Origin of the sequence: Nonomuraea zeae, from assembly GCF_005889725.1 — a bacterium.
Classification (GTDB): Bacteria; Actinomycetota; Actinomycetes; order Streptosporangiales; family Streptosporangiaceae; genus Nonomuraea; species Nonomuraea zeae.
The window spans coordinates 1-18,274 of the sequence record NZ_VCKX01000248.1; the positions used below are offsets into that span (position 1 = coordinate 1).

The window sequence follows — 18,274 nt, forward strand, 5'->3', positions numbered from 1 at the left end:
GTGCAGGCCGTGGGGGGCGGGGGCGTCGGAGGGGCTCAAGGTTCTCCTCGGATCGGGTGTCGAGGGCCGCGTCACAGCGTAACGATGCCGCCGGCCACCCGGTCCGCCCCGGACTCAGCCCTCCTCGACGCCGTCATAGTCGATCAGCAGGTGGCGCGGCCCCCTGAGCACGGGGCTCGGACGGTAGGGCGGCGGGTCGGTGACGAGCCGGGGGTTGCGCAGCCTGCGGATCAGCTCGGACAGCACGATCTGGGCTTCGAGCCGGGCCAGCGGCGCGCCGAAGCAGTAGTGGACGCCGCCGCCGAAGCCCAGGTGCTCGTTGCGCGGGCGGTCGAGCTCGAACCGGCCGGGCTCGGGCAGGTGGGCGGGGTCGCGGCTGCCCGCGGCCAGGGCGAGGACGATGGGCGAGCCGGCCGGGATGGTGGTGCCCGCGATGGTGATGTCGGCGAGGGCGATCCGCGAGGACACCAGCTGTACGGGCGGCTCGTAGCGCAGCAGCTCCTCGACGGCGGGGATGATCAGGCCGGGATCGGCGCGGAGCCGTTCCAGCAGGTCCGGGTTCCGCAGGAACGTGAGCATGCCGTTGGCGATCAGGTTGATCGTGGTCTCGTGACCGGCGATCAGCAGCAGCACGGCGGTCGCGACGACCTCCTCCGGCGCCATGGTCCCGTCCGGGCCGTGGTAGGTGACCAGCCCGGACAGCAGGTCCTCGCCCGGCTGCCCGCGCCGGACTTCGGCCAGCCCGCCGAGGTAACGCTGCAGCTCCAGCGCCTTCTCCTGGCGGAGCCGCTCGCGCTCGACCCGATCCTCCTCCCCCGGTCCGAGCGTCTCGATGATCTGGTCGGCCCAGTCGTGGAACTGCGCCTCGTCCTCCTCCGGCACGCCGAGCACCCGGCAGATCATCGCGACGGGCAGCGGGTAGGCGACCTCGTCCACGATGTCGGCCTGGCGCTTGCCGGCGATCCCGTCGATCAGCCTGGTGGTGACGGCGAGCATCTCGGGGCGCAGCCCGTCGATCAGGCCGGGCGAGTGCGGCGGCCCGAAGTGGCGCATGGTCAGGCGGCGCAGCCGGTCGTGCTCGGGCGGGTCCAGCCCGATGAACGAGACCGTGCGGTCCTGCTCGCCGGGCGGCGGCGCGGCGGCGAGGTTGCGGCGGTCGGAGCTGATGCGCGGGTCGTGCAGCAGGGCGACGATCTCCCGGTACGTGCTCACCACGTACGTGCCGTCGGCCTGCCGTGCCACCGGGGTCCTGCGCAGCTCGTCGAAGAGCGGGTAGGGGTCGGCGCGGCGCGCGGGGTCGAGGATCTGCTCGAAGACGCTGGGTGAGGTCATGACCTTTGGCTCTCGTCGGTGCGGGCGGGCTGGCGGGCGGTCAGTGCCGCAGGGAGGCGCGGCGTTCGGCCGGGTCGTGGCCGGTCACCACGACGGTCGCCCCCGCCGTGGCGACCAGGCGCTCGGGCACCCCGGCCGGTACGGGGACCGCCTCCTCACGCTGGTCGACGTGGCGGAAGGACGGCGGGAACGGCTCGGCCCGCTCGATCAGGCCCTGGTAGAACTCCAGCCAGATGCCCTGGTCGAAGGTGACCGCCGCGGTGACGCGGCCCTGGTAGCCGTAGACGGCGACGAACCGGTGCTCGGACGTCGAGCCCTGGGTGATGACGATCTCGTCGGCGAAGGTGGGCACCCCGACCGACTTGATGTTCACGCCGAACTGGCTCGACCAGAACACCGGCACCGACAGGTGCGGCCAGCGGTGCGCCTGGTCGCTGACCATGTTGTGGGCGGCGATCTCGGCCATCGCGACCGCGTTCCCCCAGTGCTCCAGCGTCATGAACTGGTACTGGTAGAGCGGGTGCGGGAAGCGGGCGATGTCCCCGGCGACGAAGATGTCGTCGGTGACCAGGCCGTTGGTGTCCACCGCGCGGCAGCCGGCGTCGCACGCCACGCCCCACACGCCGGCCGCCAGCCCGGAGTCGTGCAGCCACTCGACGTTGCGGATGGAGCCGAGCGCGACGACGGCCACCTCGGCCTCCACCGTGCTCCCGTCCGACAGCCGCGCGCCGCGCAGCCGGCCGTCCGCGTCGCCTTCCAGGTCCGTGACCGTCGTGTCGCAGCGCAGGTCCACGCCGTGCTCGCGCTGCAGCCGGGCCGCCACGTCGCCGATCACCGAGCCCAGCGCGTTCACCAGCGGGGCCGAGGCACGCTCGACGAGCGTCACCTCCAGGCCCATCTCCCGGCAGACCGAGGCGATCTCACAGCCGGTGAACCCGCCGCCGAGGATCAGCACCCGGCTCGGGCGGGCGGCCAGCGCCTGCCGCAGCGCGGCGGCGTCCTCCAGGGTGCGCAGCGTGTACACGCCCTTCAGCCGGGCCGCGGCCTCGTCCGGCCAGGGCCGGGCGCGGGTGCCGGTGGCCAGCAGGACCCGGTCGAAGCCGATCTCGCGGCCGTCGGCCAGGCGGACCCGCTTGCCCGCCACGTCCAGCCCCGTGGCGTGGCTGCCGCGCAGCCACTCGGCCTCGACCTCGCGCAGGCGCGGCAGGAAGGTGTGCTCGGCCGGCACCTGCCCGGTCAGCACCTGCTTGGACAGGGGCGGCCGGTCGTACGGCTCGCGCACCTCGTCGCCGATCAGGGTCAGCGAGCCGGTGAAGCCCTCTCTCCTGAGCACACCGGCGGCTCTGGCCCCGGCCAGGGAGGCGCCGACGATGACGATGCGCCCGTCCTTCCTGACCTCCGAGCTCGTCGTGGTCCTGGGCGGCTCGAAGATGTGCCGCGTCGCCGTCCAGTCGAGGTGGATGGCTTGGACCGGGCAGGCGGCCGCCGCCCTCATCACCTGCTCGCGGCGCTCGTCGCCGGGGTCCAGGTCGTACAGGAGGGCCTCGTCGTGCATGGTGAAGACATCGGGCGCGAGGAACGCGCACTGCCCGTACCCCTGGCAGCGCGTCAGATCGACGACGACTTTCACAGACCTGCTCCCCCGTTGAGCGCGCACGCGACGCCGCACCGGCGGGCCCCCGCGCGCGCACGCCGCTCGTCGGTGGCGGGCCCGGCCAGTGCAGACCTACCCCGTCCATGCCGTCCCGTACGCGGGGCAGCCCCGATCATTCCCCTGTCTTTGCAGGCCAGAGGGACGTCAGGGCGCGGAGAAGCCCATGAACAGGCGCAGCCTGGAGCGGCCGTCCGGGTGGTCGAGCCGGATGTGGTCGCACACGCGGCGGATCACGTACAGGCCCATCCCACGGGTGGGATGCGCCTCCATGGGGCGGTGGAGATGCTCCGAACGCAGCAGGCCGGCGTTGTCCACCACCGCCACGACGACGCCCGTACCGTCGGCGCAGGCACTCAGCGTCCCGCCCTGGCCTCCGTGGTCCAGCACGTTGGTGACGGCCTCGTTGACGGCCAGGACCAGCAGGTCAACGCGGTCGGCCGGCATGCCGGCCGACGTGGCGTAGTCGCGGACGAGGTCGCGCGCTGCGGCCAGGTCCGCGCTGATGGAGATGCTTAATCCGAGCGAGTCGCCCAACGTGTCGTATCCCGTCTTGTCCTCGTGTCGCCTCACGTCTGGGTCTGTCCAGTATGTCGAGCCTCATCCGGATGCGCCGCCAAAGGGGTCATGATGACATGGACGACTCCGGCTGGAGCGGCAGCCGCAGGACGAACCGGGCGCCGGAGTCGGAGTCCTCCAGGGCCAGCGTGCCGCTGTGCGCCCTCGCGATCTCGCGCGCGATGGCCAGGCCGAGCCCCGTGCCACCGGCGTCCCGGCTGCGCGAGGCGTCCAGGCGGGTGAATCGCTGGAAGACGATCTCGCGCTGTTCGGGCGCGATGCCGGCGCCGTCGTCGAGCACCTCCATCACGGCGTCATCGCCCTCCCGCCGCACCGACACGACGATGTAGGTCTCGGCGTGCCGCTCGGCGTTGTCCAGCAGGTTCGTCAGCAGGCGGGCCAGTTGCAGCCGGTCGCCCGTGACGATCACGCCTCGCGCCAGGGAGGTGACGACCCGTTTGCTGCGCGGCCTGGCGGTCTCGGCCGCCACCAGCCCGCCCAGCTCCACCGCCTCGTTCCGGCCGGAGGCGCCCGCGTCCAGCCTGGTCAGCGCGAGCAGGTCGGTGACGATGGCCTGCAGCCGGTCGAGGCTGGCCAGCACCTCGTCGCACACCTCTGCCCAGTCGGTGTCGTCGGGGTGCAGCATGGCGTCCTCGACCTGGGTGCGCATGGCGGTGATCGGGCTGCGCAGGTCGTGGGAGGCGTCGCCGGCGAACCTGCGCTGCTGCTCCATGGCGACCGCCTGCTGCTCCATCGCCGTCTCCAGCCGCTCCAGCATCTGGTTCCCGGTCTCGGCCAGGGTCTTGATCTCGTCGTCCAGGTTCTCCGGCACGGGGAGGCGCATCTTGCCCCCGCCCGCGGTGATCTCGCCCAGCCGCCTCGTGATGCTGTTGACGGGCGCGAGCGTCCTGGCCACGATGCGCGACACGCCGAACCAGGTCAGCGTGACGAGCAGGCCCGTCACGCAGACCTGGAAGAGGATCACCTGCGGGCTGACGTACCAGGGCACCGACTCGTTGAAGGCGTAGATGATCCACTCGCCCTCCGGCTGGTACGCGCGCAGGGCCACCACGATCTCGCACCGGCCGGGGAAGGCGGGCAGATCGCAGATCTCCTCGTCGTCGTTGGCCCGGTCCTTGCTGGGGATCTGCGCCGTCTGGCGGGAGCTCCCGTCCAGGTTCGGCGTCGAGGCGACCACGCGCCCGGACGGGTCGACCACCTGGACGCCGTCGAGCTCGGGCAGGTTCAGCTTCGAGGGCAGCTCGCCCCGCTTGACCATGAGCAGCACGCGCAGGGTCTTGCTGGACACCTCGTGCGCCCTGGCCTGGGCGGCCTGGCTCCTGATTCCGTACAGCACGAAGGCGCTGACGACGATGTTCAGCAGCAACATGGCGATGCTTGCGAAGAGCGCCAGCCGCACCCGCAGCGACCGGCCCGACCGTATGCTCACGCGCCTTCCCCCGGCGGTCAGAACATCACAGTCATCGCGTTCGCCGCTAATCCAGGGAGATTCCTCGACAAATCCGATTTGTCGCCATGAAATGCCAGAATTGCGTTCGGTCCAAACGCTCGCAGCGTCCGGAAATCGTCACGCTCCGTGAGACGCCCACAGTTACGGTCACGAATCGTGTGCTGACAAAGAGTCAACCCGCCATTCGTGACGTTTCTTCGCATCCGCACCTTGAAGTACCTGTGCCCCGTCGGCATAGTGGACGGACCACAGGCGTACCAGTCGTGGCCCGCATCCTCGGGGGCCGGCCGAAACCAGTTGCCACGACTGCCCAGAAGCGCATGGCCCACGCGCAGAATTGGACACCATGGATGAGCTCGCCCCCGCCGATCCGCACCAAGCTGCTCAGGATCCTTCTGCTTCCGCTCGTCTCCATGGCCGTCCTGTGGGGGTTACTCGCGTACTCCAGCGTCGAGGAGATCGCCACGGTCTCCCAGACGCAGGACCGGTGGGAGGCCATCGGCTCGCCGGTGTTACAGCTCATCGTCGAGCTCCAGCGGGAGCGCCAGTTATCGGCGGAGGCGCCGGGCCGGACCGGGGCGTACGCGCCCCTGATCGACCAGCGGCGTGACACCGACGGCAAGGTCGAGCGGCTGCGCGAGATCATCGGCACCCTCGACCCGGAGGCGGGCGAGGAGACCCCGGTCGAGGTGCGGGCCGCGGTGCAGGCGCTCGACGGGCTCCAGGCGCTGCGGGCCTCGGCCGACGGCGGCGTGCTGGCCCCGCCGCTGACGATCATCAACGCGTACAACGACCTGATCGCCGTGGCCAACCGGCAGTTCACCGACCGCGACGCGCTGAGCGACGTGTCCTCCTACCGGGAAGTGCGCGGCATGGCCGCCTTCAGCGCGTCGACGGAATACCTCGGCCGCGAGCACGCCGTGCTCAGCAGCACGATCGTGCACAGCAAGATGACGCCCACCGACCGCGCCGCGTTCGTCGCCGCGATGACCAGCCGCCGGCTCGTCTTCGCCAACGCCGAGCGGGACGCCGGGCCGGCCCTGCGGGCCGAGTACGACACCCTGGTCAACAGCTCCGCGTACAAGCGGCTGATCGAGGTCGAGGACGAGCTGTTCGGGTGGGACACCAACGGCGCGCCGCCGGTGGAGTCCGTGCAGTGGCGGGGCGACGCCGAGGCCCTGCTGCACAAGCTCAACGAGAGCACCCAGATGGAGCTGGCCAGGTCCGCGGTGGCGGCCGAGGAGCAGAAGAACGGGGCGTACTGGCGGATCGGCCTGGTCCTGGCCCTGGGCCTGGCGGCGGTGATCGCGTCGCTGGCGCTGTCGTACCGCTTCGGCCAGTCGCTGATCGCCGAGCTGCGGCGGCTGCAGGCCTCGGCGGTCGAGCTGGCCGAGGAGCGGCTCCCCCGGCTGGTCGAACGGCTGCGCCGCGGCGACGACGTCGACCCGGCCACCGAGGCTCCCGGCCTGGACCGTGCCGACACCGCCGAGGTCGATCGCGTGGTGCACGCCTTCTCCGCCGTACGCCGCACCGCGGTCGAGGCCGCCGTGGGCCAGGCCACCCTGCGCAAGGGCGTCGGCCAGGTCTTCCTCAACCTGGCCCGCCGCAACCAGGCCCTGCTGCACCGCCAGCTCGCGCTGCTCGACACCATGGAGCGCCGGGTCGACGAGCCGGAGGTCCTGGAGGACCTGTTCAAGCTCGACCACCTGACCACCCGCATGCGGCGGCACGCCGAGAACCTGATCATCCTGTCCGACTCCGCGCCCGCCCGCCGCTGGCGCGACCCGGTGCCGCTGTTCGACGTCGTACGCGCCGCGGTGCTGGAGGTCGAGGACTACACCCGCGTCTCGGTCGCGCCGATGCCGAACGCCCCGCTGCTGGTCGGCGCCGTCGTCACCGACGTCATCCATCTGGTCGCCGAGCTGGTGGAGAACGCCGCGGTCTTCTCCCCGCCCGACACCTCCGTGCACGTCCGCAGCGTCAACGCGGCCAACGGCTTCGCGCTCGAAGTCGAGGACCGGGGGCTGGGGCTGGCCCAGGCCACCCTCGACGACCTGAACGCCCGGCTGGCCGAGCCGCCCGAGTTCGACCTGGCCGACAGCGACCGGCTCGGCCTGTTCGTGGTGGCCAGGCTCGCGGCCCGGCACGGCATCAAGATCGTGCTGCGCCGCTCGCCGTACGACGGGACCACCGCGATCGTGCTGCTGCCCTCGGCCCTGCTCGTCTACGCCGACGCGCCGGCCGCCGGGCCCGCGGACCGGGCGGCGCCGCTCACGAGCCGGCCGATGCGCGCCATCGGCACGGCCGCCCCCGCCGAGCCCCGGCCCCGCGGCACCGTCGTGAACGGCCACGCCCAGCCGGGCGCGAGCGAGAGCGTGGCCTGGTTCGAGGCCCGCCAGACGCCGAAGCCGAACCCGGCGACCGCGACGCCTGCCGAGCCCGACCCGGCCACCGCGTTCGACCCAGCGACCGCGTTCGACCCCGCGACCGCGTTCGAGCCGATGACCGTGGCCGAGCCGGCAGGCGCGTTCGAGCCGGCGAGTGCCTTCGAGCAGGCGGGCATGCCGGAACCGACGGGCACGGTGGAGCCGGCGGACGAGGTCGCGCCGCTCTTCAAGCCCGCCGTCCAGCCCACCGCTGGACCCACTGCCGGGCCCGACACTGGACCCACCACCGAGATCGACGCCGAGCCCGCCACCGGGCCGGTCCGCCGCACCGCGATGCCGCCGCGTCCGGCCGTCGAGTGGAGCGTCACGGTCCCGGCCCACGAGGCGGACGAGGACCTCGACGGGCTGCCGATGCGCGTGCCGCAGGCCAGCATGGCGCCCCAGCTGCGTACCTCCGGCCGCGCGGAGCGGCCCGCCGTCTCCGCGCGCTCGCCGGAAGAGCTCTCGCGGCTCATGTCGTCGATGCAACGCGGCTGGCAGCAAGGCCGCCAGACCGCGGAGCAGGGACAAGATTTGTGGAACCGAAAGGACGACCATCCCGATGTCCGACCCCAGAAATGAACTGAGCTGGCTGCTCGACGATCTCACCCAGCGCGTCACGGGCATCAGGCACGCCATCGTGCTGTCCGCCGACGGCCTGGCCATGGGCGGCTCCAGGGAGCTGACCAGGGAGGACGCCGAGCACCTGTCCGCCATCTCCGCCGGCAGCCACAGCCTCGCCATGGGCGCGGGACGGCACTTCGGGCTGGGCGGCGTGCGGCAGACGATCATCGAGATGGAAGGCGGCTTCCTGTTCGTCACCGCGGCCGGCCAGGGCGCCCGGCTGGCCGTGCTCGCCGCGGGCGACGCCGAGCTGGGCCTGGTCACGTACGAGATGGCGCTCATGGTCAAGAGGGTCGGCGAGCACCTCTCCTCGCAGCCGAGGGGAGCGGCACCGGCACCCGCCTGGAACGGCTCGAGACCGTGACAGGCGAGGATCCCGGGCCGCTGATCCGGCTGTACGGGCTGACCGGCGGCCGGGGTCGCCCCCAAGGCGAGACGTTCGACCTCGTGGCCATCGTCACGACGGTCCAAGGCGCGTACGAGCCCTCGGACCTGATCCCGGAGCATCGCGCCGTGCTGTCGGTGTGCCGCCGGCCCACGCCGGTGGCGGACGTCGCGGCGCACCTCAGGCTGCCGCTCAACATCACCCGGGTGATCCTGGGCGACCTGCGGCGCGAGGGACTGATCACCATCGAGCGCCCGCGCCCCATCGCGCAGACGATCGACGAACGCATCTACAGGGAAGTGCTGCATGGGCTACGCAGCCTCTGAGCCGGGGTCGACCGCGGTCGCCTCGGCCTTGGCCATCAAGATCCTCATCGCGGGCGGCTTCGGCGTCGGCAAGACCACCATGGTCGGCACGATCAGCGAGATCCGGCCGCTGCACACCGAGGAGTTGCTGAGCGACCGGGGCATCGGGGTGGACGACACCTCGGGCGTGGAGTCCAAGAGCACCACCACCGTGGCACTGGATTTCGGCCGCATCACCTTTCGCGAGGGGCTGTGGCTCTACCTGTTCGGCACCCCGGGACAGGACCGGTTCTGGTTCATGTGGGACGAGCTGGCCCTCGGCGCGCTCGGCGCCGTCGTCCTCGCCGACACCCGCCGCCTCCAGGACAGCTTCCCCGCGGTGGACTACTTCGAGCAGCGCGGCATCCCGTTCGTGGTGGGCGTGAACTGCTTCGACGGCGCCCGCCGCCACGACCCGGCCAAGGTGCGCAGGGCGCTCGGCCTGGGCGAGAACACCCCCATCGTGCTGTGCGACGTGCGCGACCGCGACTCGGTCAAGAAGGTGCTCACCACGCTGGTCACGTACGCGGTGGAAGGCGCCTGACCGGGCCGGGCGGGCCGGGCGGGGTCGTCAGGCGGGCCGGAGCTCGGCGAGCTTGCGGCCGGTCTCCGAGGCCGGGTCGGCGGTGTACATGACGGCCAGCAGCTCGGGCTCGCCGGGGAACGACAACGTCTCGTAGCCGAAGTCCAGCGGCCCGAGCTCGGGGTGGTCCATCAGCTTGACGCCGAAGGTCTTCTCGGCGACCTGGTGCTCCTCCCACAGGCGGCGGAACTCGGGAGCGGCGGACAAATCGGCGACCAGGGCCGCGAGCAGGGGGTCGCCCGGGTGCCTGCCCGCGTACAGCCGCAGGTACGCGATCGTCTCGGCGGCCACGGCCGGCCAGTCGCGGAACAGGGTGCGGGCCTGGGGGTTCAGGAACGTCTGGCGGGCCATGTTGCGCTCGCCCGGCGGCATGGCGGCGAACCCCGAGATGCGATCGCCCAGCGCGTTCCAGGCGAGCACGTCCATCCGCCGGCCGAGGATGAACGCCGGCACGTGCGCGGCCATGTCCAGCAGCAGCTGCATGCCCGGCCGCACCTCGCCGCCGGCGGGCTCCCCGCGGGCCGGGCGGAGCAGGTCGTTCAGGTGCGACCGCTCGATGACGTCCATCCTGAGCACCCGGGCGATCGCGTCCAGCACCGCCTCGGAGACGTTCTGCACGCGCGCCTGTTCCAGCCGGATGTAGTAGTCGACGCTCACACCGGCGAGCAGGGCGACCTCCTCGCGCCGCAGCCCGGCCACGCGCCGGCGGCCGCCGGCCGCGAGCCCGGCCTCCTCGGGGCGGATCCGAGCACGACGGGAACGCAGGAACTTGCCCAGGTCACCTTCCACGTGAGCAAGGGTAGTACTGCGGTTACCAGGAAAACGCGTGCTCTGGGTAACTTTGTCCGATCCGGCAAGCATGGCTCCCGTCGAACGAATCGAAGGGAACATCTGATGACTTACCAGAATCTTGCTGGACGCGTCGCGATCGTCACCGGAGCCGCCAGCGGCATGGGCGAGTCGACGGCCAGGCTCCTGGCGGCCGGCGGGGCGAAGGTGGCCCTGCTGGCCAGGCGCGCCGACCGGCTGGCCGAGGTGGCCAAGGAGATCACCGCCGCGGGCGGCACGGCACTGGCCGTCACCGTGGACGTCACCAGCGACGACGACGTGGCCGCGGCCGCGGAGCTGATCCACGCCGAGCTGGGCCGGGTGGACCTGGTGGTCAACGCGGCGGGCGTGATGCTGCCGAACCCCGTGGAGGACGGGCGCCTGGACGAGTGGACACGGATGATCGACACCAACGTGACGGGCGCGCTGCGGATCATCCGGGCGTTCACCGCGGACCTGCTCGCGGCGGCGGCCGAGGGGCGGACGACCGACCTGGTGAACATCTCCTCGATCGGCGCGCACGCGGTCTTCCCCGCCTACGCCGTCTACGCCGCCACGAAGGCGGCGCTGACCCACCTGTCCGCGTCGCTGCGCGCGGAGTTCGGGCCCCGGGGCGTCCGCGTCACCAACATCGAGCCCGGCCTGACGGACACCGAGCTGGCCGAGCACGTCGCCAACGACGAGCTGAGCGCGCAGCTGGACGGGATGTTCGAGTCGTTCACCGCCATGACGGCGGACGACATCGCCGACCTCATCGGCTACACCGTCAGCCGGGACAGGCGCGTCAACCTGCGCCAGGTCATCGTCCTGCCCACCGGCCAGGTGTGACCGCCGGGGCTCCCCCTCGCGATTCGCAGCGGACCTCCTCCGGCGAACCGACATCCCGCCCCCGAGCGGGCGGAACGGCGCGGAACGCCTCGGCCGGGTGGCTCACCTCGCCGGCGGCACGGGGGTCGTGTCGTCCGGCAGCGGCAGCCGCAGGACGAAGTCGGCGCCCTGCAGCGAGTCCTCGACGGTCAGGCTGCCCTGGTGCGCCTCGGCGATGGCCCGCGAGATGGCCAGGCCCAGGCCGCTGCCCTGGGGCTCGCGGCGGCGTGCCTCGACCAGGCGGGCGAAGGGCTCGAACACCCGCTCGCGATCTTCCGGCTGGATGCCGATGCCGTCGTCGAGCACGCTGACCTCCGCGAGCCCGCCGACCCGCCGTACGCGCACCTCGACCCGGCTGCGCGCGTGCCTCTGGGCGTTGCGCAGCAGGTTCACCAGCACCTCCGCGAGCTGGACGGGGTTGCCGCAGACCACCACGGGTTCGTCGGCGTAGACCTGGATCGGCACCTTCGTGCTGCGCAGCGCGGCCTCGTCCTGTGCCAACGCGCTCAGGTCCACCAGCGCGGGCCGGTGCGGGGACGTGCGAATGCGGGCCAGCATCAGCATCTCGTCGATGATCAGCTGGCAGCGCTCCACCGTGACCAGGGCGTCTCTGATGGCCACCCGCGGGTCCATCTCGGGATACAGCCGCGACTCCTCCAGCTGGGCGCGCAGGCCGGTCAGCGGCGTACGCAGCTCGTGCGACACCATCGAGGCGAAATGGCGCTGGTGGTTCACCGCCTCCTGCAGGCGGGACAGCGTCTCGTTCGCGGTCCTGGCCAGCCGGGCGATCGCGTCCCCGCCGGGCGGCTCGGGCACCCGCAGGCCGAGATCCGTCACGGTGACCTCGGCGATGCGCCGCCGCATCAGCTCCACCGGGCGCAGCGCCTGGCCGATCAGCAGCCAGGCCGTCACCACCAGCAGCGCGCTGGCCGTCAGGACGCCCGCGCCGAGATACAACTCCAGGCGATACGTGCTCAGGATCGCCGGCTGGTCCCGGCCCGCGAAGACGACGTGCGACTCGCCGCCCCACAGCACCTGCTCCTCCTGCGGGGACGGCCTGCTGGCGGTGAACATGACACACCCCGAGTCGGTGCACTCGGTGTGCTGCTGGATCCGGTCGTCGGACGGGGGCCAGACCTCGCTCAGCACCGGGCGTCCCGCCGCCGCCTTGCTTGCCGAGACCACATGTCCGGAGGAGTCGACGAGCTGCAGCAGGTTGACATCGGACGTGGTGACGGGAGGCGGCGGCCGGGCCGTGTCCATCGACCCGATCCAGTCGGTGGCCGCGCGCTGGGTGTCCGCGAAGACGCTGCGCTCGACGTTGCTGCGGATCGCCAGACCCACGGCCACGGCGACCGCGCTCAGGGCGATCAGCGACAGTACGCCGGTCGCCACCACCAGGATCGCCTGCACCGACAGCCGGCGGGAAGGAAATGACACGCGATACCCCTCTGGCCCACCTCGTATCACTTCCCCCGCCGATCGGGGTGAATTGCCGGTGGATGGTCAAAGCCCATCGACCATCCCCCCATCAGTCGGCAAACGGGCACGTTCCACACGCAGGCCCACATACCGGGAAATCTGTCGAAATTGCGCAATTAACCGGAAAGTGCGGCAGTATCTCGCAGGTGCGTCACCAGATTGCTGTTCCCCTGATCGTCCTGGCCACGGCCACCGCCTGCGGACTGCCCCAGCAGGCCACACCACAGGCGACAGCACCCTCGACCGGGCCATCGGCAGCACCCTCGACCGGGCCATCGGATGGGGCTTCCTCGTCGCCCGCCGCGCCCCCGGGCACGCCCGGCGCGCCCGGCAAGGACACCCGGCCCGCGCTGGCGACGACGGTGAGCACGATGACGCCGAGCCTCAAGGCCGAGGTCGTCGGACTGAACCGGATCAAGGGCAGGCACCTGGTCGCCCAGCTCAGGCTGACCAATACGGGCAGCGAGAAGCAGCTGCCGTGGACCGGCGAGATGGGCGACAACACCCGGCCGCTCGGCGAGATCCGCTGGGCCTCCGGCATCGGGGTGCTCGACGCGCAGGCGCGCTCCTGGATCCTGCCGTACAAGCCGGCCGGCTTCCCGTGCCTGTGCAGCGACCAGGACCGCGACGGCCTCGGCTACTTCATCGACCCCGGCGAGTCCATCACCCTGTACGCGGTCATGCCCGCCCCCTCCGGCAACCCCGCGACCACCACCGTCGTCACCCCCGTCGGCCCGCCGATGCCGGACGTCCCGATCAGCGACGAGCCGCCGGTGACGCCTCCCGGCCTGACGATCCCCGACCCGGACGCCGAGCCCGTCACCACCGTGATCCGCCGCCTGGTCACCCCGTCGGAGTCGCCCGACAAGTCGGAAGAGACCACCGACGACGGCACGGACCTCCAGGTCAACCTCTCCTCGGACGTGCTGTTCGCGGTGAACAAGGCCACGCTCACGCCCAGGGCGCAGGCCGTCCTGGCGCGTACCGCCAAGCTCGTGGACGCCTCGCCCGGCGACCGCGTACAGGTGGAGGGGCACGCGGACTCCTCCGGGACCGACGCCATCAACGACCCGCTGTCCACCCGCCGCGCCCAGGCCGTGCGCAAGGCGCTGGCCGCGCTGATCACCAGGCAGGGCGTGCAGCTCCAGGCCAAGGGGTACGGCTCCCACCGCCCGCTCTACAGCAACGACACCGACGAGGGGAAGCGGCGCAACCGCCGCGTCACCGTGACCTTCGCCAAGCCCCAGGAGGAGGCGGCCCAGCCGGCCACCCCGACGCCGTCCGCCGCCGAAGGGGACGGCGAGCTGACCGGCACCGGCAAGGCGGACGGCCAGCCGATCGCCATGCGGGTCACCGGCCTGCGCCGGCTCCCTGGCGGTCTCGGCCTGCTGACCTACCGGGTCAAGAACGCGGGCGACGCCGAGGCCTGGTTCAACGAGCTGCACACCGCGCGGGACTGGATGTCGTTCAAGTACCAGGCCGCCACCAACATCACGCTGACCGACCCGGCCACCCGCCGCCAGTACCTGCCTGGCCGGCTCCAGGTGCCTGCGGACGGCGGCGGCGCCGACTTCTACTGCGCCTGCACGGACGTGTCCGGCGTCCGGCTGAGCACCGAGAAGTTCGGTCCCGGCCAGGAGCGGGAGTTCTGGAGCCTGTTCGCGTTGCCCGGCGACGCCACCGCGTTGCAGGTGCAGATCGCCACGTTCCGCGAGCTGCGGGTGCCCGTCCGGTAGGCCCGCGAAATCGCCGGAAAGGCATCGGCGCTCGGGCCGGACACCGTACGCCACACCGGGAAGGCGGCGGGCACCTGAGTCGCGGCGAACAATCTGACGTTCCGTCGCGTCATATCAACGGTCCGTGACATTCGTGCGACAGGAGGGGCACGCATGGAGAAGAGCTGGCATCAACGACAGCACGAGGATTTCCTCAAGCGGTGGGCGCAAGGTGACTGGGACCGATACCGCAAGGAAAAGAAGAGCCGGAATTCCGGGCACGACGACGGCCCGAAAGGACTCCTGGCCGTGCTGCTGCTGGTCGGCGGCGGCCTGCTGACAGCGGCCTATCTCGGCCATTCCCCAGCAGGGGCATGGGACTGGGCACGAACCACAGCCGAGCGACTCAGCGAGGCCTGGCTGAACGGCTGACGGCAGATTCCAGCCGCCCCCCATCTGGGGCGGCTTCGTCGCACATGCCATGCGGCCGACCGAGCTCGCCAATACTTGGTCATTTCCTGACCCCCCGGTCGACAGGAGGAGACCGCCCGCCGTACACCATCCGATACTCTATGTGACAGATTGATTACCTTACGTCACAGTGGGAGTTCGTGTGAAGGTCGCCTGCGTCGGCGGCGGGCCCGCCAACCTGTACTTCGCGATCATGATGAAGCGGGTCAACCCGTCCCATGACATCACCATCTACGAGCGGAACCCGGCCGGGTCCACATACGGCTGGGGCGTGACCTTCTGGGACGAGCTGCTCAGCAATCTGCACGCCGCGGACCCCGAGTCCGCCCGCTCCATCGGCGAGAACGCGGTGAGCTGGAACAGCTGGGTCACCGACATCCGCGAGCGCGCGACGGTCACGGTGCACCACGGGGACGCGAGCTTCGGCATCAGCCGGCGCGAGCTGCTCGGCATCCTCTTCCAGCGGGCCTCCGACCTCGGCGTGCGGGTCGAGTTCGAGCACGAAATCGCCAGCGAGGAGGAGGTGGAGGACGCCGACCTCGTCATCGCCGGTGACGGGATCAACAGCATGCTGCGCGAGCGGCACGCCGAGCACTTCCGCCCCGAGATCTCCGTCGGCAAGAACTCCTACATCTGGCTCGGCACCACCAAGGTCTTCGACGCGTTCGTCTTCTCGTTCGTGGAGACGCCGCACGGCTGGATCTGGTGCTACGGCTACAAGTACAGCCAGGACCACAGCACCTGCGTCATCGAGTGCGCCCCCGAGACCTGGACCGGGCTCGGGCTGCACGAGGCGAACGAGGCCGACGGCCTGGCCGTGCTGGAGAAGCTCTTCGCCGACATCCTCGACGGGCACCCACTGATCGGCCGGGCGCAGGCCGACGGCAGCGCGCAGTGGCTGAACTTCCGCACCCTCACCAACCGGACCTGGTACCGCGACAACCTCGTCCTCGTCGGGGACGCCGCGCACACCACGCACTACTCGATCGGCGCGGGCACCGCACTCGCGCTCGGGGACGCCGCCTTCCTGGTCCACGCGCTGCACGAGGACCCGCGGATGCAGTCCGCCCTGGCCCGCTACGAGCGGGAGCGCAAGTCCGCGATCCGCTCCGCCCAGAAGGCGGCGTACTACAGCGCCCGCTGGTACGAGAACCTGCCGCGTTACATCGACCTGCCCGCGGAGCAGATGGTCGCGCTGCTGGGCGAGCGGCACTCGCCGCTGCTCGCGCACGTGCCGCCGCGACTTTACTACCAAGTCGGGAAGGCCATCGAGCGGCTCTACTCGCTGCCCGGATTCCGCCGCTGAGCTCCGGGACCGCGCCTCCGGTCCCGAAAGTTTCGACATCTTTATAAAATTTTCACTGTCGCATCGAGCCCTTCGTTGCCTATTCTGCCGATACAAGAACGTTCTGCGGCAACTCAACTGCGGGCGAATCCTCCGGGCTGCCCGTCACGGGGTGAGGCATGCGGTCGAAACATTTCGGGATCTGGTCGTGGTGAGCGGGGATCATCGGCTCACGCTCCCCGATCTGCTCTCGCACCGAGCCGGGGAGCAGCCCGAGCGGCCCGCGCTCGTGGTGGCCGGCGTGGGCGAGATCTCTTTCGGCGAGTGGGACAGGCGGGCCAACGCGATCGCGCACGGGCTGCTCGATCGCGGCCTGCCGCCCGGCGAGCGGGTCGGGCTGCTGTTCGACGAGCGTGACTGGATCGACTTCGCGATCGCCTGGTGCGCCGTCATGCGGGCCGGCTGCGTGAGCGTGCCGCTGTCGGACCGGCTGGCCCCCGCCGAAGTGCGGCACGCCCTGACGGACTGCTCCGTGGCCGCCGTCCTGCACGGCGCCGGGACCGAGCCGCCCGGCGCGGGCCGGTGGCGGGCGACCCCGGCCGAGCTGGACTCCGGCGACGACAGCCCGGTACGCCGTGGCGTCGCCCCCGGCAAGCTGGCGCAGATCATCTACACCTCCGGCACCACCGGCCGGGCCAAGGGCGTCGGCGCCACCCACGCCAATCTCGCCCACGGCGTCACCGCGGGCCCGCGACGCCGCAAGCTCGCGCACTCGCGGCACTTCCTGCACGCCTTCCCGATCGGCAGCAACGCCGGCCAGACCATGCTCGTCAACGCGCTGGACGCCTGCCCGGCCGCGCTGACCCTGCCGCGCTTCACGCCGGGCCGCTTCGCCCGGCTGATCGAGTCGTACGGCGCGGGGACGGTCTTCGTGGTGCCCGCCATGGCGATCGAGCTGCTCAACACCAGGGTCCACGAGAGGTACGACCTGTCGAGCGTCCGGCTCCTGGGCTCGACCGCGGCCAGCCTGCCACCGGTCGTGGCGACGGGCCTGGCCGAGGCGTTCCCGAGGGCGACGATCGTCAACTACTACACCTCCACCGAGGCGGCCCCCGCGCAGACGGTGATGATCGTGGATCCCGATCGGCCCGCGTCGGTGGGACGGCCCGCCGCCGACGGGGACCTCAAGATCGTCGCGGCCGACGGCGGGCCGGCCCCGGCCGGGGAGCAGGGAGAGGTCTGGCTGCGCTCCCCCGCGGGGACCCGGGCCTACTACCGGGACCGGCGGCTGAGCGACGACGTCTTCCGCGACGGCTGGGTGCGCATGGGGGACGTCGGCTACCTCGACCGGGACGGCTACCTCTACCTGGTGGACCGGGAGAGCGACGTCATCAAGTCGGGCGCGTACAAGGTGTCCACGATCCAGGTGGAGGCGGCCCTCTACGAGCATCCGGCGGTCACGGAGGCCGCGGTGGTCGGCCTTCCGCATCCGGTGCTCGGCCGGGTGGCCGGTGCCGCCCTGGTCACGCGTTACCCGGTGGCCGCCGCCGACCTGCGGACGTTCCTGCTGGAACGGCTCGCCGTGCACGAGCTGCCGAGCCGGCTGCTGTTCCTGCCCGAGCTGCCGAAGAACCACCTGGGGAAAGTGGTGAAACCGCGGCTCATAGACCTGCTCGACCGGCCCGGCGCAGGCCCCGTGTAAGAACCCCTGGCGACTTCGGCGGCCAGCGGATGGAACAGGAAGAACAGACATGAACCACCGCCAGGAAAACACTCCCGCTTCGTTCGCCCAGCAGGGCATGTGGATCAGCGAGCGCATGGGCGCCGGTCTGGCGTACCACATGCCTCTCGCCCTGTGGCTCGACGGCGACCTCGACGTGGACGCCCTGCTCAGGGCGTGCGCCGGGGTGATCGCCCGGCATCCGGTGCTCTCCACGGCGGTCGTGGAGAGCGGCGACGGGCTCCGTCTGGTCCCGGGCACGCCGCCGCCCGTGACCCTGGCCCGCCACTCCCCCGCCACTCTCGACCTCCTGTTACGGGAGGAGATCGCCCGAAGCTTCGACCTGGAGAGAGGGCCGCTGGCGCGCTTCACGCTCGCGCAGGTGAGGTCGGGGCGGCACGTGCTGCTGTTCGTCGCCCATCATCTGGTCTTCGACGGCCTGTCCAAGGACATCCTGGTCCGCGACCTCGCCGACCTCTACGCGGCCGCGCGCCGCACCACGGGCCCCCGCACCATGGGCCCCCGCGCCACC

16 protein-coding genes are annotated in these 18,274 nt (G+C 71.4%); 10 read left to right on the forward strand and 6 right to left on the reverse strand.

The annotated features are described in order from the left end of the window. Positions 1–114 precede the first annotated feature (114 nt). The 4 genes from ETD85_RS47205 to ETD85_RS47220 all read right to left on the reverse strand — a co-directional run bounded on the left by ETD85_RS47205 (position 115) and on the right by ETD85_RS47220 (position 4,991). Positions 115–1,332: a cytochrome P450 gene (locus ETD85_RS47205; protein ID WP_138696393.1), complete on the reverse strand. Its 1,218-nt coding sequence runs from the start codon at positions 1,330–1,332 to the stop codon at positions 115–117. A 40-nt stretch (positions 1,333–1,372) separates the two neighbouring features. Continuing rightward, positions 1,373–2,962 carry an FAD-dependent oxidoreductase gene (locus tag ETD85_RS47210; RefSeq protein ID WP_138696394.1) on the reverse strand — a complete coding sequence of 530 codons (1,590 nt, stop codon included), beginning with the start codon at positions 2,960–2,962 and terminating at the stop codon, positions 1,373–1,375. A 168-nt stretch (positions 2,963–3,130) separates the two neighbouring features. Beyond that, entirely contained in the window at positions 3,131–3,556 is a 426-nt protein-coding gene (locus ETD85_RS47215) for an ATP-binding protein (RefSeq protein WP_138696395.1), read from the reverse strand. A 52-nt stretch (positions 3,557–3,608) separates the two neighbouring features. Beyond that, a complete protein-coding gene (locus tag ETD85_RS47220) occupies positions 3,609–4,991 on the reverse strand; it encodes a sensor histidine kinase (RefSeq protein ID WP_240779889.1) in 1,383 nt (460 codons plus the stop codon). Between the two features lie 371 nt (positions 4,992–5,362). On the opposite strand from ETD85_RS47220, the gene ETD85_RS47225 reads away from it, so the two are divergent. From ETD85_RS47225 to ETD85_RS47240, 4 genes are read left to right on the forward strand one after another with little or no spacing between them, the layout of a single operon-like run. After that, positions 5,363–8,020, forward strand: a complete 2,658-nt coding sequence (locus ETD85_RS47225; RefSeq protein WP_170247221.1) for a sensor histidine kinase — start codon at positions 5,363–5,365, stop codon at positions 8,018–8,020. Further along, the gene (locus ETD85_RS47230) at positions 8,001–8,426 is read left to right on the forward strand and encodes a roadblock/LC7 domain-containing protein (RefSeq protein WP_138696397.1); all 426 of its coding nucleotides are present in this window, start codon (positions 8,001–8,003) and stop codon (positions 8,424–8,426) included. Before ETD85_RS47225 ends, ETD85_RS47230 begins: the two co-directional genes overlap by 20 nt. Further along, complete coding sequence (locus ETD85_RS47235) at positions 8,423–8,773, forward strand: DUF742 domain-containing protein (RefSeq protein ID WP_206059321.1); 351 nt, start codon at positions 8,423–8,425, stop codon at positions 8,771–8,773. The genes ETD85_RS47230 and ETD85_RS47235 overlap by 4 nt, the downstream gene beginning before the upstream one ends. Then, positions 8,754–9,335: a GTP-binding protein gene (locus ETD85_RS47240; protein ID WP_138696399.1), complete on the forward strand. Its 582-nt coding sequence runs from the start codon at positions 8,754–8,756 to the stop codon at positions 9,333–9,335. Before ETD85_RS47235 ends, ETD85_RS47240 begins: the two co-directional genes overlap by 20 nt. A gap of 27 nt (positions 9,336–9,362) precedes the next feature. Here the strand turns inward: ETD85_RS47240 and ETD85_RS47245 are convergent, their stop codons facing one another. Beyond that, complete coding sequence (locus ETD85_RS47245; protein WP_138696400.1) at positions 9,363–10,163, reverse strand: helix-turn-helix transcriptional regulator; 801 nt, start codon at positions 10,161–10,163, stop codon at positions 9,363–9,365. A 105-nt stretch (positions 10,164–10,268) separates the two neighbouring features. On the opposite strand from ETD85_RS47245, the gene ETD85_RS47250 reads away from it, so the two are divergent. After that, a complete protein-coding gene (locus ETD85_RS47250; protein WP_138696401.1) occupies positions 10,269–11,030 on the forward strand; it encodes an SDR family oxidoreductase in 762 nt (253 codons plus the stop codon). Positions 11,031–11,132: 102 nt separating this feature from the next. Here the strand turns inward: ETD85_RS47250 and ETD85_RS47255 are convergent, their stop codons facing one another. Continuing rightward, the gene (locus ETD85_RS47255) at positions 11,133–12,509 is read right to left on the reverse strand and encodes a sensor histidine kinase (RefSeq protein ID WP_138696402.1); all 1,377 of its coding nucleotides are present in this window, start codon (positions 12,507–12,509) and stop codon (positions 11,133–11,135) included. A gap of 188 nt (positions 12,510–12,697) precedes the next feature. On the opposite strand from ETD85_RS47255, the gene ETD85_RS47260 reads away from it, so the two are divergent. The 5 genes from ETD85_RS47260 to ETD85_RS47280 form a co-directional block, all read left to right on the forward strand. Further along, positions 12,698–14,287: an OmpA family protein gene (locus ETD85_RS47260; RefSeq protein ID WP_138696403.1), complete on the forward strand. Its 1,590-nt coding sequence runs from the start codon at positions 12,698–12,700 to the stop codon at positions 14,285–14,287. Positions 14,288–14,440: 153 nt separating this feature from the next. Further along, on the forward strand, positions 14,441–14,698 hold the full coding sequence (locus tag ETD85_RS47265; RefSeq protein ID WP_138696404.1) for a hypothetical protein: 258 nt from the start codon (positions 14,441–14,443) through the stop codon (positions 14,696–14,698). Between the two features lie 169 nt (positions 14,699–14,867). Next, complete coding sequence (locus ETD85_RS47270) at positions 14,868–16,043, forward strand: FAD-dependent monooxygenase (RefSeq protein WP_240779890.1); 1,176 nt, start codon at positions 14,868–14,870, stop codon at positions 16,041–16,043. A gap of 190 nt (positions 16,044–16,233) precedes the next feature. Continuing rightward, the gene (locus ETD85_RS47275; RefSeq protein ID WP_240779891.1) at positions 16,234–17,724 is read left to right on the forward strand and encodes a class I adenylate-forming enzyme family protein; all 1,491 of its coding nucleotides are present in this window, start codon (positions 16,234–16,236) and stop codon (positions 17,722–17,724) included. 49 nt (positions 17,725–17,773) lie between these two features. Further along, the coding region (locus ETD85_RS47280; protein ID WP_240779892.1) for a condensation domain-containing protein at positions 17,774–18,274 on the forward strand (501 nt) is incomplete at its 3' end.

What these genes read in the sequence shown, in the direction of transcription:
- ETD85_RS47205 (WP_138696393.1), bottom strand. Translation starts at nt 1,332, where the DNA reads ATGACCTCACCCAGCGTCTTCGAGCAGATCCTCGACCCCGCGCGCCGC.
- ETD85_RS47225 (WP_170247221.1), top strand. Translation starts at nt 5,363, where the DNA reads ATGAGCTCGCCCCCGCCGATCCGCACCAAGCTGCTCAGGATCCTTCTG.
- ETD85_RS47230 (WP_138696397.1), top strand. Translation starts at nt 8,001, where the DNA reads ATGTCCGACCCCAGAAATGAACTGAGCTGGCTGCTCGACGATCTCACC.
- ETD85_RS47240 (WP_138696399.1), top strand. Translation starts at nt 8,754, where the DNA reads ATGGGCTACGCAGCCTCTGAGCCGGGGTCGACCGCGGTCGCCTCGGCC.
- ETD85_RS47250 (WP_138696401.1), top strand. Translation starts at nt 10,269, where the DNA reads ATGACTTACCAGAATCTTGCTGGACGCGTCGCGATCGTCACCGGAGCC.
- ETD85_RS47265 (WP_138696404.1), top strand. Translation starts at nt 14,441, where the DNA reads ATGGAGAAGAGCTGGCATCAACGACAGCACGAGGATTTCCTCAAGCGG.